Genomic DNA, 14,026 nt, shown 5'->3' with positions numbered 1-14,026 from the left:
GCTGGCCGGCTCAGAGCAGCCGGTGCCGGTACCGCCACAGGAGTCCGGCGTTGGCCAGCAGCACGACGGCGAAGACGGCGCCGGTGGGGCGGCCGGCCAGCACCGTGACGGCCGGCAGCGAGGCCCACAACACGATGGTCAACAGCAGCAGGTACCGGCCGCGGCGGACCCGGGAACGGGTACGCCGGGCCAACCGGCTGAAGAACTCCGGATCGCTCTCCCGCAACTGTCGGGTGATCTCGTCGAACCTGCGCTGATCCTCTTTGCTGAGCATGGCGCTGCCTTCCCCTCATGCGGTTCAGCGGTTCGGCGGCTTACCCGCTGCGGTGGCGGCCAATGCGTTCCTGCTGCTGCTACTTTTCCTCCCCGGATCGGCAAAGCGGGGCGAAACGGATCCGCGGGTCGACTCGGGAACAACTCAGCCCAGATTTATCGGCACCTTAATTTTCCCTGTGCCGGTGAACGACCCGCTGATCATCCGCGTGACCGGTATCGCCGCCTGCGGTCCACCCCGGGCGGTGTCCGCCCTGCTCGGGGCGGTGAGCGTGGATGCCGGGGAATTGTCGGCCCTGGGATTGTCGATGAGCGCTGTCTTAAGTGTCCCACTCGCCGGCGGAGCCGCATCTTGAAGGGGCCGGAGGGCTTTGGCTACCTTCCCGTATCAACCGCCCAGGTCAGTCCTCATCCACATCGTCGCCCCACCCGGTCGTGACCGTGTCGGCGCCTCACCAGGAATCGGATCGGTACATGGCCGACCAGAACGAGCCACCCCCCGCCCACCAACCCGGCCCGACCGTCCAACCCGAACCGCGGTGGACCGGCCCGCAGTGGATCGGCCCCCAGGGCCTCGGCCAGCCGACCCCGTTGAGGTCCGACGGCGTCGGGCTGCCGTACCTCGACGACGACGAGCCGCAACGCCCGGTCGGTCGCCGCCGGGCCCTGGCCGCCTTCGGCGGGACCGCCGCCGTGGTCGCCGGCGGGGTGGCGCTCGGCCTGAGCCCCCAGGTACGCGGCCTGTTCGGCGACGCCGGGCCGACGGTCGCCGGCGACGCCACCGGTCCCACGGTCACCGACGGCACCCCGGCCCGCCCCAGCGGCCAGCAGGCCAGCACGGTACGCACCTACACCGAGCAGAACGAGAGCTACATGGGCTCGCGCGCCGGGAAGGAGCTGCGCCGCAACACCCCGACCGGTGGCCGGTCCTACTCCGGGCCGGCCGCCGCCGCCGAGGCGACCAAGGTCACGGTCAAGACGGTGCTGGCCAAGGATCCGGTCCTGCACCTGGCTCGGCGGGCCACCTTCGGCGCGACACCCCGACTGGTCGCCGAGATCCGCAAGGTCGGCATCGACGCCTGGATCCGGACCCAGCTCGAACCGGCGAAGATCGCCCCGACCCGGGGTGAACTGAAGCTCGCCGACCTGCCGACGCTGAAGCTGAACAGCCGGCAGCTGCGCGACCAGCGGGAGCAGCTCGACCAGCGGGGCGCCCAACCGGAGAAGGAGGTGGTGGACGCCACCATCGCCCGGCAGATCTGGTCCGACCGGCAGCTCTTCGAGGTGATGGTCGACTTCTGGAACGACTTCCTGCACGTCGCCGCCGACTTCGACGGCGGTGGGCCGTACCGGACGGCCTTCGACCGCGACGTGGTCCGGGCGCACGCCCTGGGCAGCTACCCGGAGATGCTGGTAGCCGCCAACCGGCACCCGGCGTTGCTGCTCTACCTCAACCAGAACGACTCCCGGGCCGACGCGGTGAACGAGAACCTCGCCCGGGAGAACCTGGAGCTGTACTCGGTAGGCGTGGACGGCGGCTACCGCGAGAAGGACGTCCGGCAGGCGGCCCTCCTGCAGACCGGCCGCGGCGTCGACGACGGCGAGTACGTCTTCCGCCCGGACCGGCACTACGTCGGCAAGGTCAAGATCCTCGGCTTCAGCCACGCCAACGACTCCGCCGATCCGAAGAAGGCCGAGGCGGCGATCGACGCGTACCTCACCTACCTGGCCCTGCACCCGTCGACGGCGAAGTACGTGGCGCAGAACCTGGCCGTCCGGTTCGTCTCCGACACCCCGCCGAAGTCCCTGGTGGACCGGCTGGCCAAGACGTACACGGCGAACCGGGGCCGGATCCGGCCGGTGCTGATGACGCTCTTCAGCTCCTCGGAGTTCTGGGCGGCCGTCGGCCAGAAGGTCCGCCGGCCGCTGGAGTACCTGGTCGCCACCTACCGGGTCCTCGGCGTCGCCCCCGACGCCTCGCCGGGGCACGACAACCGGGACAACCGGCGCACCCCGTACGCCCAGGGGCTGCGGCAGGTCCACGACAAGCTGCGCGAGCTGGGCCACCACCCGATGGGACAGCCCACCCCGGACGGCTACCCGGACGTCTACCTCGCCTGGACCTCGGCCGGCACCATGGTCAACGGCTGGAACGAGGCCGGCGACCTGCTCACCGGCAGGCGCACCCAGTTCACGTACACCGCCGCCGAACGGCTGGTCGCCGACCCGCCGGGCACCGCCGGGGCGTACGTGGACGCGCTGGCCAGGCGGCTGGTGCAGCAGAAACTGACCACCCGGGAGCGGGAGCTGATCCTCGACATCGCCGGGGTCCCGGCCGGCGCGAAGGTCGACGCCACGCTCGGCGGTGCCGTCGTCGCCGTCGCGCGGGCGATCCTCGCCTCCCCCCAGCACCACCTCCGGTGAAGCCAGCGATGGAGATGACCGTGCACCCGTACCCCCTGCATCCCGAGTGCCCCGACGTACGGCGACTGGCGGACGACCCGGCCGAGGCGCTGCTGCGGGCCGAGGCCGACATCGTCGCCGCCGAGAACGCCGCCGAGGCCGACCGGTACCGCCGGTTGGAGGAGCTGGAGGAGGCCCAGCAGGACGGTCGCGGGGTCACCCGGCGTACCTTCGTGGCCGGTGCCGCCGCCACCGCCACCGCGCTGGCCACCGCCCAGTTCGTCACCACCTCGGCGTCGTTCGCGGCGACGAAGACCGGCACCCTGATCCACGTCTTCCTCTACGGCGGGCTGGACGGGTTGAGCCTGGTCGCCCCGGCCGACGAGCCGGTGCTCGCCAAGGCCCGTCCCGACCTGCTGCTCGGCGCGGACTCGCTGGCCCTGGGCCGGGACTTCAAGCTGACCAGCGCCTTCCGGCCGCTGGAGAAGTGGCTCAGGGCCGGGCAGCTCGGGTTCGTCCCGGCGGTCTCCGACGAGCGGCTGTCCCGCAGCCACTTCCAGGCCGCCGACGCCTGCAACCTGGGCGGCCTGCCCGGTGAGACCGGCGGCCGGGGCTGGCTGGACAGTTTGGTCGACGCCCTGGGCAAGGGCACCGCCTTCCGCAGCGTCGGCATCGGCAGCACCCTGCCCCGGTCGCTGGTAGGCACCAACGGCGCGTTGTCGCTCAACAGTGTCGGGTCGCTGCGGCTCAACGGCGACGACCGGTACCGGGAGGCCACCGAGAAGGCGATCAGGGGCCTCTTCACCGGCATCAACCACCCGGTGCAGGAGGCCGTCCGGTCCGGCCTGGGCGCGTTGGGCACCGCGCAGAAACTCGCCGCGAAGCCGTACGAGCCGGCCGGGGGCGTCGAGTACACCGACGGAGTCGGCAGCGCCTTCCAGCAGCTCGCCCAGCTGATCAAGGGCGGGGCGAACGTGCGGGTCGCCACCGTCGGCATGGGCGGGTACGACACCCACGAAAACCAGGGCACCCGGGAGGGCGGCCAGCTGCACCGGCGGCTCACCGAGCTGGCCGGGGCGATGGCGGCGTTCTTCACCGACCTCGGTGACCGGGCCGCCGACGTGACCGTCATGGTCTCCAGCGAGTTCGGCCGGCGGGTCGCCTCCAACGGCGGTGGCACCGACCACGGCCATGGTGGCGTGGTCACCGTCCTGTCCGGGCGCAAGCTGGCCGGCTCGCTGCTGGGCCGCTGGAACGGGCTATCCGACCTGGACTCCGGGGACGTGCCCGAGTACAACAACATGTTCGACGTCTACGGCTCGGTGGCGCAGGGCCGGTTCGGGCTGACCAACGCCGAGGTCGACCGGATCTTCCCCCGGCGCACGTACACCCCGATGAAGCTGTACGCGTGACGTACCCCGGCACCCATGCCGCCGGCCGCCGACCCGGGACCGCCACCCGGGCCGGCGGCCGGTCGGCACCGCTACCCCCGCCGGCACCGCCCCGACGCGGACCCGGCGGCCGGCGGCTGCTGGTCGTGGCCGCCACCGCCGGGCTGGTGGTCAGCGTGTCGCCGTGGTGGCGGGACACCCCCGCCGGGTCGTTGGACAGCACCGCCGCGACCCTCACCGCGGCCGGCCGGATCGCCGGGCTGGTCGCCGGCTACCTGCTGCTGGTGCAGGTGCTGCTGATGAGCCGGCTCGGGGTCCTGGAACGGTGGGTCGGCACCGAGCGGCTGGTCCGTTGGCACCGCGACGTCGGGGCCACGCTGCTGGTCGCGGTGCTGGCCCACCTGGCGCTGATCGTGGTCGGCTACGCCCGCTCCGCTGGCCACCCGGTGCTCACCCAGGTCGGGTTGCTGCTGCGCGACTACGAGGACATGGTGTCGGCGTTCACCGCCGCCGGGATCATCGTGCTGCTCGGTCTCACCGGTGTCCGGGCCGTCCGCCGGGCGCTGCCCTACGAACTCTGGCACCGCCTGCACCTGGCCAGCTACCTGGTGCTGCTGCTCGGCTTCGGTCACCAGTTCAGCAACGGCGCGCAACTCTTCCCGCCCGGCCCGGCGCGTACCTGGTGGCTCGGCATGTACGCGGCGGTGCTGGCGGCCCTGCTGGTCGGGCGGGTGCTCGGCCCGCTCCGGTTCAACCTGCGGCACCGGCTGCGGGTGGCCGACGTGGTCGCGGAGAACCCGCAGACCGTCTCGATCTACCTGACCGGCGAGCGGCTCGGCCAGGTGGACCTGCTCGGCGGGCAGTTCCTCCGCTGGCGATTCCTCACCCGGGGCTGCTGGGGGCAGTCGCACCCGTTCTCGGTCTCCGCCGCCGCCAACGGCCGCTGGCTGCGGATCACCGTCAAGGTCGTCGGCACGCACACCCGCGACCTGCGGAACCTGGACGCGGGCACCCGGGTCTGGGTGAGCGGGCCGGCCGGCACGTTCACCGCCGCGCACCGCCGGACCGACCGGGCCCTGCTGATCGCCGGTGGCAGTGGGATCACCCCGATCCGCGCCATGCTGGAGGAGCTGCCGCCCGGTGCCGCGCTGATCTACCGGGCCCGGACCCCCGACGACGTGCTGCTGCACCGGGAACTGGACTGGCTGGCCCAGGCCCGGCAGACCTCGATCTGGTACGTCATCGGCTCCCGCGACGATCCCGGCCCCCGGCAGCTGATGAGCGCCGCCGGGCTGCGCCGGCTGGTGCCGGACCTCACCGAACGCGACGTCTACCTCTGTGGACCCGCCGGGCTGGTCGCGCACTCCGTCCGGGCGTTGCGCTCCGCCGGGGTGCCCCGCCGACAGATCCACCTCGCCACGTTCGAACTGTAGGAAGGCTGCCATGCGTCGGGCCCTGCTCGCGATCACCGGCCTGGCCGCCGGCACCACCGCCCTGGTGGTCCTCAAGGGTGCCCCGGACACCACGGTGGCGGCCCGGGACCTGCCGGTCGACCGGCCGCCGGTGGTCCCCTCGGGCACCGGACCCACCGCCACGCCACCGGTCACCCCCACGCCGAGCCGGACGCGGAAGAGCCCCAATCCCAGCCGGACGACCGCCGAGGACTCCGCCGCTCCCCGGACGACGACCCGCCCGCCGACCACCCGGGCGGCGCCGCGTACCCCGGACGCGCCGCGTACCACCAGCGCCGCGCCGAAGCCGACCCGCCGGACGGTGACCGGGCCGGTGGTGGAGAACGAGTACGGCAACGTGCAGGTGCGGATCACCCTCGACGGCCGCCGGATCGTCGACGCCACCGCGCTGGAGCTGCCCCGGGAGACCGCCCAGTCGGACCGCCGCAGCAGCGAGGTGGACGGCCGGTACAGCGGCACCTCCGGGCAGGTGGTGCAGCGGCAGAGCGCCGAGGTGGACACCGTCTCCGGGGCCACCGCCACCAGCGGGTCGTACCGGCAGTCGCTGCAGGCCGCCCTCGACCGGGCCCGCTGACATGCCCGCCGGAGCACCGGCCGGCCCGCCCGCCGGGTCCGCGTCGGCCGGCCCGCCCGCCGGGTCCGTGCCGGCCGGGCTGCGCGGGTCGGCGGTCCGGCCCGGACTGCGGCGGGTCGAGCAGATCATGGGTACGGCGATCAGCCTGGACCTCGCCGACGACCTGCCCCCGACCGAGCTGCACGCGCTGGCCGAGGAGGTCTTCGACTGGCTGCGCGCGGTCGACGCCCGGTTCAGCACGTACCGCCCGGACAGCGAGGTGTGCCGGGTGGACCGGGGGGAGTTGCCGCTGCCCGAGGCGTCACCGCAGCTGCGGGAGGTGCTGGCGTGCTGCGCCGACCTGTGGCGCGACACCGACGGTTTCTTCGACGCGTACGCCACCGGCGGGCTGGACCCCTCCGGCTACGTCAAGGGCTGGGCGGTGCAGGTCGCCTCGGACCGGCTGCTCGCCGCCGGCGCGTCGAACCACTGCCTGAACGCCGGCGGTGACCTGCGGGTCCGGGGCCACTCGTCGGCGGGCCGGCCGTGGCGGATCGGCATCCGGCACCCGTGGGACGCCACGGCGACCTGCCTGGTGCTGACCGGCACCGACCTGGCGGTGGCCACCTCCGGCTGCTACGAACGCGGCCCCCACGTGCGCGACCCCCGCACCGGCCGGCCGGCCGGGGGGCTGCGGTCGGTCACCGTGGTCGGTGCGGACCTCGGCCCGGCCGACGCGTACGCCACCGCCGCCGTCGCCATGGGGCCGGCCGGGATCGGCTGGCTGGACCGCCTCGCCGGGTACCGGCACGCGGTGGTCACCGACGACGGCCGCTGCCTGCACTCCACCGACCTCCCGCTGGCCGGGTGAGACGTGCCGGTGCGGCGGCCCGGCATCGCCGGGGCGGGGGCTGCCAGGCGGTCCGGCGGTGGCGGGCCGGGTGCTTTCCGGCGGTCCGGCGGTGGCGGGGCGGCCGGATCGGTCCGGAAGTGCGACGTTGTCCGACGGTACGGCCCCTTCGGCGGGACAGCCTGTGCGGTGTGCGGAATCAGGTGGCGCGGCGGGGGAGGGGCAGATGGCTGGACAGGAGTTCGGCTCCGAACGTGACGCCGGTGGCGCGCAGCGCGTCGATCAGCGTGTTCTGCACCAGGTACGAGTCGGGCAACCGCCAGCGGGCCTGTTCCGGGGCGACCGCCCAGCGGACCGGCCCCTCGGGCAGCCGGGTCGGCGGGGCCGGGATCCAGGAGCCGAGGCCGTGCCGGATCACGTGGAAGCAGTGCTCCAACTCCGGGCGCAGCGGGTCACCGGGACGGACCAGGAACATCCACCGGCCGGTCGGGGTCACCACCACCGGACCGCGTACGCCCGGACCGGCCGGGTGTGAGCCGGCGGTGTCCAGGACGTACCGGCCGAGGTTGGTGGGGACATCCAGCACGTCGAAGGCCCGGCCGGTGGGCAGCAGCACCCCGTGTGGCCGGGTGTGCCACCAGGTGGCCACCCGGGCCGGATCGGCACTGGCGGCGCGTTCCCAGTTCTCCAGGGCCGGATGGCAGCCGACCGTGGGACAGCCGGCCCGCCCGCAGACGAAGCGGCTGCGGGCCAGACAGGCCCCGGGCGTCACCTCCCAGCCGTGCAGGGCGTACCGCACGGCGACCCTCCGCAACCGGACCCGTTCCAACGGCGACAGCTGCGCGACGTGCGGTTTCACGTTCCGCCACATGGCCGATCTCCCCTCGTTTCGTCCGTCTGGGTGCCAGGTCACATATAGGGCGCCCGTGACTGCGCCTGAACCGACGTCGTTAAGTCGACGAACGGCTGATGCAACTTGCACGAAGTTATGAGGACCGCCTGGCAGGGTGACGTACAGGCAGTGCGACCAGCGAATACCTGCACAAGGCGGATGGCGCGAGCCGCCGCAGACGACCAGCTCCGCCCCTACCGGAGCCCGGAAAGGACCGATATGGACGAGTTGCCTATTGGCCGACGAGTTGCCTACTGGCGCAGCCGACGCAAACTGTCGCAGCAGGTGTTCGCCGACCGGTTGGGCAAGTCCAAGAGCTGGGTGGACAAGGTCGAGCGGGGCGTCCGCCGGCTGGACAAGTTCTCCGTCCTGCACGAGATCGCCGACATCCTCGAGATCGACGTGCAGCTGCTGCTCGGCAAGGACCCGGAGCGCCGTACCGACGGGATGAGCTTCATCGACCAGGTCGAGGTGGAGGAGATCCGGGCCGCCCTGGAACGGTACGACGCGATGAGCGCGTACTTCGCCGGGGCGCCCTGCCCACCGCCGCTTGCCGACATGACCAAGGCGGTCAACCACGCCTGGCTCACCTACCAGTACGGCCGCTACGGACTGCTCACCCGGGCGCTGCCGAAACTCCTGCGGGACGCCCAGGCCGCCGATGCCGGGTGCACCGGTGACCAGGCCCAGGAGGCGGCCCACCTGCTCGGCCAGGCGTACCAGATCGCCTCCTCGGTGCTGCGCAGGATCGGCGAGGGCGAGCTGGCCTGGCTGGCCGCCGACCGGGCCACGGCGGTGGCCCAGCGCGCCAACGACCCCCTGCTCGCCGGCATTGCGACCTCCCGGGTCTGCAACGCGCTGGTCGCCATGGGCCGGCCCCGGCCCGCCCTGGAACTCAACGTCAACATCGCCAACCTGCTCGCCCCCGACACCGGGAAGGTCACCCCGGAGAACCTGTCGGTGTTCGGCACCCTGCTGCTGCAGGCCGTGATGGCCGCCGCCCGGCTCGGTGACTCGGCCACCGTCGACGACCTGCTCACCGGTGCCCAGGAGGCCGCCACCGAGCTGGGCGGCGACCACAACCACTACTGGACGTCGTTCGGCCCGACCAACATCGAGCTGCACCGGGCCGCCGCGGCGGTGGAGCTGGGTGACGGGGGCCGGGCGGTACTGATCCACCAGCGGCTGCCGGAGCCGGCGTTCAACGCGCTGCTGCCCGAGCGCCGCGCCCACCACCTGCTCGACCTGGCCCGCGCCTACGCACAGGTAGGCGAGGTCGGCCCGGCCGGGGAGATGCTGCTGCGCGCCGACCGGCTCTCCCCGTCGGAGATCCGCTGCCGGCCGATCGCCCACGAGGTGATGGCCGACGTCCTACGCCGTACCCGGGGCGCACCGACCAGCCACCTCGCCGAACTGGCCGAGCAGATGGGGGTGGGCGTGTGACCGTCCCGACCCCACCGGGCGCCCCCGGCTCCGGAACGGCCCGGGGCTCCGGAACGGCCCGGGGCTCCGGGGCGGCCCGGGGCTCCGACACGGCTCTTGACTCCGATATGGCTCTTGGCTTCGGGGCAGTGCTGGGTGCGGAGGCCCTGGGCTTCGGGGCGGCGCGGGGCTCCGATGTGGCCCTCGGTTCCGATGTGGCGCTGGGCTCGGATGCGGCGCTGGGCTCGGATGCGGCGCTGGGCTCGGATGCGGCGCTGGGCTCCGGAGCGTCCGGCGGGTCGGGGGAGCCGGTCCGGTCGAGCGCGCTGGCGCGGCCCGGCGACCGGGCCCGGCCGGCGCACCGGCGTTCGGTGCTCTACGTGCTGACCTGCGGCTCGCCCCTGGCCCGGCAGGTGGGCCAGCTCGTTGCCGCCGCCCAGGCCGACGGCTGGGACGTCTGCGTGGTCACCACCCCGGACGGGCAGAAGTTCATCGACCACGAGACCCTGGCCCGGCAGACCGGTCACCCGGTCCGCAGCCGCTACAAGCACCCGGGCGACCCGGACCTGCTGCCCCCGGCGGACGCCATGATCGTCTGTCCCGCGACGGTGAACACGGTCACCAAGTGGGCGGCCGGCATCACCGACACCCTCGTGCTGGGATTGCTGGTGGAGGCGCAGGGCCGAGGGCTACCGATCGTGGCGGTACCGTTCACCAACTCGGCGATGGCGGTCCATCCGGCCTTCCAGGAGGCGCTGGCCCGGCTCGACCGGTGGGGCATCACGGTGCTCTTCGGCGACCACGTCTTCCCGCTGTATCCGCCCGGGAAGAGCGAGGCCCACCTGCACGCCTTCCCCTGGCAGGCCCCCCTGGCCGCCCTACACTGAGCACCGCCTTCCACTGCGCTGAACCCTGCCCCCGCTGCTGTCGTCGCCACTGTCGTCGTCGCTGCTGTCGTTGCCACGTTTCGTCGTCGCTGCTGTCGCTGCTGTCGTTGCCACGGTCGTCGCTGTGGTCGTTGGGGGAGCGCGTTTTGGGGGTGGTCGTGGGTTGATCGACTCGGTTGGGCTGGAATGGCGGTGTCCGGGGCCGGTTGATACCGCAATATCGCCCCAACCGAGTCGATCAAGGCCGCTCACGGCCCGCCCGCCCAAGTCTGAAGGCTCACGGCCCGCCCGGGTCTGCCCGCCCGGTTCTGCCCGCCCGGCTCTGGCTGGTCGGGTTCGCCCGGTCTGCCTGGCGGGTCTGGCGGCCGGCGGACCGCCCGGGTCCTGTCCACCCCGGGCTGGTGGTTTACGGGCGCGGCCGGTCTGCCCGCCCGGGGCGCTCTGGTGGCTGACGGCCCGCCCGGGGCAGCCGGCCTGGCCGGTACAGCTCGCCCGGACGGGAGCTCGCCTCGCCTGACCGGGGCGGGGCGGGGCGGGCCGGGTGGCCGGGCGGGCGGGGGTACGCCGGTAAGCTGACCCGCCGTGAGCACAAGTGCACCGCGGACCGGCGACCAGAGCACCCTGAGTGACCGTCCAGGCGACTCGGGTGCGGACCAGGCTGTCACCGTGGCTGACGTGGTCGCCGAGCTGGACCGTTGGTATCCGCAGTCCTGGGCGCAGGAGTGGGACCGGGTCGGCCTGGTGCTGGGTGAGCCGGCCAGCCCGGTACGCCGGGTGGCGTACGTGGTCGACGTGGTGCCGGAGACGGTCGCCGAGGCCCTCGACGCCGGTGCGGACCTGATCGTCGCCCACCATCCGCTGCTGCTGCGCGGGGTCTCCTCGGTGGCGCCGACCACCTGGAAGGGGCGGATCGTGCACCAGCTGATCCGCGCCGACGTGGCCCTGTACGTGGCGCACACCAACGCCGACGTCGCCAACCCGGGCGTCTCCGACGCACTCGCGGCCCGGTTCGGGCTGACCGGCCTGCGCCCCCTGGACCCACCCACCCCCGGCAGCCCCGCCGCGACCAGCGGCCCGGTCGGTTCCGCCGCGACCAGCGGCCCGGTCGGCTCTGCCGCGACCAGCGGCCCCGCTGGCCCCGCTGGCCCCGCTCGCCCCGCTGGCCCCGCTGGCCCCGCCGGCCCGGTCGGCTCCGCCGGGGGCGGCACCCCAGCCGGTGGCTCGGGAAGTCCCGCCGGGGGCCGGGGGATCGGCCGGATCGGTGAGCTGCCCCGGCCGATGACGCTCGCCGAGCTGACCCGGCACGCCGCTGCCGTGCTCCCGCCGACCGCCTGGGGGGTACGTGCCGCCGGTGACCCGGAGCGGTTGATCCGTACCCTGGCGGTCAGCGGTGGGTCCGGGGACAGCTTCCTGGCCGCGGCCACGGCCGCCGGGGTGGATGCGTACCTCACCTCCGATCTGCGGCACCACCCGGTCGGCGAGCAGCTGGCCGCCGGTGGTCCGGCCCTGCTCGACGCCGCACACTGGGCTACCGAACGCCCCTGGCTGGACGACGTGGCGGCCCACCTGCGGGCCACCCTCGGGGTCGAGGGGTACGTCTCCGACCTGGCCACCGACCCGTGGACGGTGCACGCCGCCAGCTCCACCGCACACCACCACCCGCACCTCGTGGACGACAAGGAGCCCCGCCCGTGAAGGCAGACCCCAAGGTCCAGCGTCGCCTGCTCGATCTTCAGGCGATCGACACGAACCTGGCCCAGCTCGCGCACCGTCGCCGGACGCTGCCCGAGCACGCCGAGCTGGACGCGCTGGCCCGGGAGCTGTCCGCGCTGGAGGACGAGCGGGTCCGGGCCCAGGTCACCGTGGACGATCTGGATCGTGACATCGCCCGCCTGGAGAAGGATGTCGACCAGGTACGCGCCCGCAAGACCAAGGACGAGGACCGGCTCGCCGCCGGTACCGGCCCGGCCCGGGAGCTGGAGGCGTTGCAGCACGAGCTGGTCTCGCTGAACCGGCGGCAGTCCGACCTGGAGGACGCCGAGCTGGAGCTGATGCAGCAGCGCGAGGACGCCCAGGGCGTACTGGACGGGATCCAACGGCGACTGACCGAGGCGCGTGAGCGTCGGGCGGCCACCGAGCAGCGTCGGGACGACACCCTCGCCGAGATCGCCAAGGAGGAGGAGTACAAGCGGACGTCCCGTCAGCCGCTCGCCGCCGACCTGCCGGCGGAGCTGGTGACCCTCTACGACAAGATCCGGGCCGACACCGGGCTGGGCGCGGCGCTGCTGACCGCCGGCCGTTGCGGCGGCTGCCGGTTGGAGCTCTCCGGCATGGACCTGGCCCGGATCCGCAAGTCCGACCCGGAAGAGGTGGTGCGCTGCGAGGACTGCCGGCGCATCATGGTCCGTACCAACGAGTCCGGGCTGTAGTCCGGTGGCGGGACGCAAGGTCGTCATCGAGGCCGACGGTGGTTCCCGGGGCAACCCCGGCCCGGCCGGGTACGGCGCGGTGGTCCGCGACGCGGCCACCGGCGAGGTGCTCGCCGAGCGCGCCGAGTCGATCGGGGTGGCCACCAACAACGTCGCCGAGTACCGGGGACTGATCGCCGGGTTGGAGGCCGCCGCCGACGCCGGTGCCGCCGAGGTCGACGCGCGGATGGACTCCAAGCTGGTGGTCGAGCAGATGTGTGGCCGCTGGCAGATCAAGCACCCGGGGCTGCGCCCGCTGGCCGCGCAGGCGGCGGCGCTGGTCGGCCGCTTCGACGCGGTCCGGTTCAGCTGGATCCCCCGGGAACGCAACAAGCACGCCGACGCCCTGGCCAACGCCGCGATGGACGTGGCCGCCGGCCGGACGCCGGCCCGCCCGACCGTCGCGGCCCCCCGGATCGTCGAGCCGCCGCGTGAGGTCGCCGCCCCGGACTCCGCCGCCCGCCAGCAGGCCCGGGAGGCCGCCGCCCGCGCCACGACCGCCCGGACCGCCGGCACCGACCCGGCCACCGCCCGTACCACCGACCCGACCACCGGCCGCACCCATACCGCCGAACCGGCCACCACCACCGCTACCGCCGGACCGGCCACCGGTGGGGCCGCCGAATCGGCCACCGGCGGGACCACGGGGGCACCGGCTGCCGGCGAGGGCGCGTCGAGCGCCACCGGCGGGGCGAAGGGCTCGTGGGAGCCCCGGCCGAGCGACACCGCCACCCGGCTGATTCTGGTCCGGCACGGCGAGACCGAGTTCACCGAGCAACGCCGCTACTCCGGTCGCGGTGACGTGGCGCTCTCCGTGCGGGGCCGGGCCCAGATCGAGGCCACCGCCAAGCGGGTGGCCGCCCTCGCCCCGACGGTCGCGGCCGTGGTCAGCTCCCCGCTGTCGAGGTGTACGGCGACCGCGCAGGCCATCGCCGCCGCCGTCGGTGACCCACCGGTACGCACCGAGCCCGACCTCATCGAGTGCGACTTCGGTGCCTGGGAGGGGCGTACCTTCGCCGAGGTGCGGGCGGGCTGGCCGGGGGAGCTGGACGCCTGGCTCGCCTCGACCCGGGTCGCGCCGCCGGACGGGGAATCCTTCACCGACGTCGGCCTGCGGGTGCGCCGGGCGGTCGAGGCGCTGCGTGCGGCGTACCCGAAGGAGACCGTGGTGGTGGTCTCGCACGTCTCGCCGATCAAGCTGGCGCTGCGCGACGCCCTGGCGGCCGACGACGCGTTCCTGCACCGGCTCTTCCTGGACGCGGCGGGCATCTCCATCGTGGACCTGTACCCCGACGGCGGCGTGGCCGTCCGCACCGTGAACGACACCGCCCACCTGTAAGGAAGGGCCCCCTCTTAACGCTTTCTGTATAGGAAGGGTCCCTTCCAAACGCCCCGGCCGGTAATCCCTACCACTT

Annotated in this window: 13 protein-coding genes; 11 read left to right on the top strand and 2 right to left on the bottom strand. The window is 73.7% G+C overall.

The features are described 5' to 3' along the window. Window positions 1–10: 10 nt before the first annotated feature. Complete coding sequence (locus ACN28G_RS17590; RefSeq protein WP_091441622.1) at window positions 11–274, bottom strand: DUF3040 domain-containing protein; 264 nt, start codon at window positions 272–274, stop codon at window positions 11–13. Between ACN28G_RS17590 and ACN28G_RS17585 the strand changes: the two genes are divergently transcribed. From ACN28G_RS17585 to ACN28G_RS17560, 6 genes are all read left to right on the top strand, one after another. Beyond that, window positions 273–629 carry a hypothetical protein gene (locus ACN28G_RS17585; RefSeq protein ID WP_421479749.1) on the top strand — a complete coding sequence of 119 codons (357 nt, stop codon included), beginning with the start codon at window positions 273–275 and terminating at the stop codon, window positions 627–629. The genes ACN28G_RS17590 and ACN28G_RS17585 overlap by 2 nt on opposite strands. Window positions 630–747: 118 nt before the next feature. Further along, window positions 748–2,697, top strand: coding sequence for a DUF1800 domain-containing protein (locus tag ACN28G_RS17580; protein WP_091441620.1), 1,950 nt, complete (start codon window positions 748–750; stop codon window positions 2,695–2,697). 8 nt (window positions 2,698–2,705) lie between these two features. Continuing rightward, the gene (locus tag ACN28G_RS17575; protein ID WP_421479747.1) at window positions 2,706–4,088 is read left to right on the top strand and encodes a DUF1501 domain-containing protein; all 1,383 of its coding nucleotides are present in this window, start codon (window positions 2,706–2,708) and stop codon (window positions 4,086–4,088) included. Further along, window positions 4,085–5,500, top strand: coding sequence for a ferric reductase-like transmembrane domain-containing protein (locus ACN28G_RS17570; RefSeq protein WP_421479745.1), 1,416 nt, complete (start codon window positions 4,085–4,087; stop codon window positions 5,498–5,500). The genes ACN28G_RS17575 and ACN28G_RS17570 overlap by 4 nt, the downstream gene beginning before the upstream one ends. 10 nt (window positions 5,501–5,510) lie before the next feature. Beyond that, window positions 5,511–6,113 (top strand): FMN-binding protein, encoded by a 603-nt coding sequence (locus ACN28G_RS17565; protein ID WP_421479743.1) that lies wholly within the window; start codon window positions 5,511–5,513, stop codon window positions 6,111–6,113. 127 nt (window positions 6,114–6,240) lie between these two features. Then, window positions 6,241–6,963, top strand: coding sequence for an FAD:protein FMN transferase (locus ACN28G_RS17560; RefSeq protein WP_421480929.1), 723 nt, complete (start codon window positions 6,241–6,243; stop codon window positions 6,961–6,963). A gap of 178 nt (window positions 6,964–7,141) precedes the next feature. Here ACN28G_RS17560 and ACN28G_RS17555 read toward each other — a convergent pair whose 3' ends face one another. After that, on the bottom strand, window positions 7,142–7,813 hold the full coding sequence (locus ACN28G_RS17555; RefSeq protein ID WP_091441611.1) for a bifunctional DNA primase/polymerase: 672 nt from the start codon (window positions 7,811–7,813) through the stop codon (window positions 7,142–7,144). 240 nt (window positions 7,814–8,053) lie between these two features. Here ACN28G_RS17555 and ACN28G_RS17550 point away from each other — a divergent pair, with 240 nt between their 5' ends. The 5 genes from ACN28G_RS17550 to ACN28G_RS17530 all read left to right on the top strand — a co-directional run bounded on the left by ACN28G_RS17550 (window position 8,054) and on the right by ACN28G_RS17530 (window position 13,950). Continuing rightward, entirely contained in the window at window positions 8,054–9,277 is a 1,224-nt protein-coding gene (locus ACN28G_RS17550; RefSeq protein ID WP_421479741.1) for a helix-turn-helix domain-containing protein, read from the top strand. Window positions 9,278–9,582: 305 nt separating this feature from the next. Beyond that, window positions 9,583–10,143 carry a flavoprotein gene (locus tag ACN28G_RS17545; RefSeq protein ID WP_421480928.1) on the top strand — a complete coding sequence of 187 codons (561 nt, stop codon included), beginning with the start codon at window positions 9,583–9,585 and terminating at the stop codon, window positions 10,141–10,143. Window positions 10,144–10,725: 582 nt separating this feature from the next. Beyond that, entirely contained in the window at window positions 10,726–11,838 is a 1,113-nt protein-coding gene (locus ACN28G_RS17540) for a Nif3-like dinuclear metal center hexameric protein (RefSeq protein WP_421479739.1), read from the top strand. Further along, entirely contained in the window at window positions 11,835–12,572 is a 738-nt protein-coding gene (locus tag ACN28G_RS17535) for a zinc ribbon domain-containing protein (RefSeq protein ID WP_091441607.1), read from the top strand. The genes ACN28G_RS17540 and ACN28G_RS17535 overlap by 4 nt, the downstream gene beginning before the upstream one ends. 4 nt (window positions 12,573–12,576) lie before the next feature. Continuing rightward, entirely contained in the window at window positions 12,577–13,950 is a 1,374-nt protein-coding gene (locus tag ACN28G_RS17530; RefSeq protein ID WP_421479737.1) for a bifunctional RNase H/acid phosphatase, read from the top strand. Window positions 13,951–14,026: the final 76 nt, after the last annotated feature.

It is taken from the genome of Micromonospora sp. WMMA1923, from assembly GCF_049179195.1.
GTDB lineage: Bacteria > Actinomycetota > Actinomycetes > Mycobacteriales > Micromonosporaceae > Micromonospora > Micromonospora yangpuensis.
This window is presented reverse-complemented; position numbering and strand designations above follow the sequence as displayed.

Excerpts from the sequence above, each read along its gene's own strand:
- ACN28G_RS17585 (WP_421479749.1), top strand. The coding sequence starts at position 273 with ATGGCGCTGCCTTCCCCTCATGCGGTTCAGCGGTTCGGCGGCTTACCC.
- ACN28G_RS17590 (WP_091441622.1), bottom strand. The coding sequence starts at position 274 with ATGCTCAGCAAAGAGGATCAGCGCAGGTTCGACGAGATCACCCGACAG.
- ACN28G_RS17580 (WP_091441620.1), top strand. The coding sequence starts at position 748 with ATGGCCGACCAGAACGAGCCACCCCCCGCCCACCAACCCGGCCCGACC.
- ACN28G_RS17575 (WP_421479747.1), top strand. The coding sequence starts at position 2,706 with ATGGAGATGACCGTGCACCCGTACCCCCTGCATCCCGAGTGCCCCGAC.
- ACN28G_RS17565 (WP_421479743.1), top strand. The coding sequence starts at position 5,511 with ATGCGTCGGGCCCTGCTCGCGATCACCGGCCTGGCCGCCGGCACCACC.
- ACN28G_RS17560 (WP_421480929.1), top strand. The coding sequence starts at position 6,241 with ATGGGTACGGCGATCAGCCTGGACCTCGCCGACGACCTGCCCCCGACC.
- ACN28G_RS17555 (WP_091441611.1), bottom strand. The coding sequence starts at position 7,813 with ATGTGGCGGAACGTGAAACCGCACGTCGCGCAGCTGTCGCCGTTGGAA.
- ACN28G_RS17550 (WP_421479741.1), top strand. The coding sequence starts at position 8,054 with ATGGACGAGTTGCCTATTGGCCGACGAGTTGCCTACTGGCGCAGCCGA.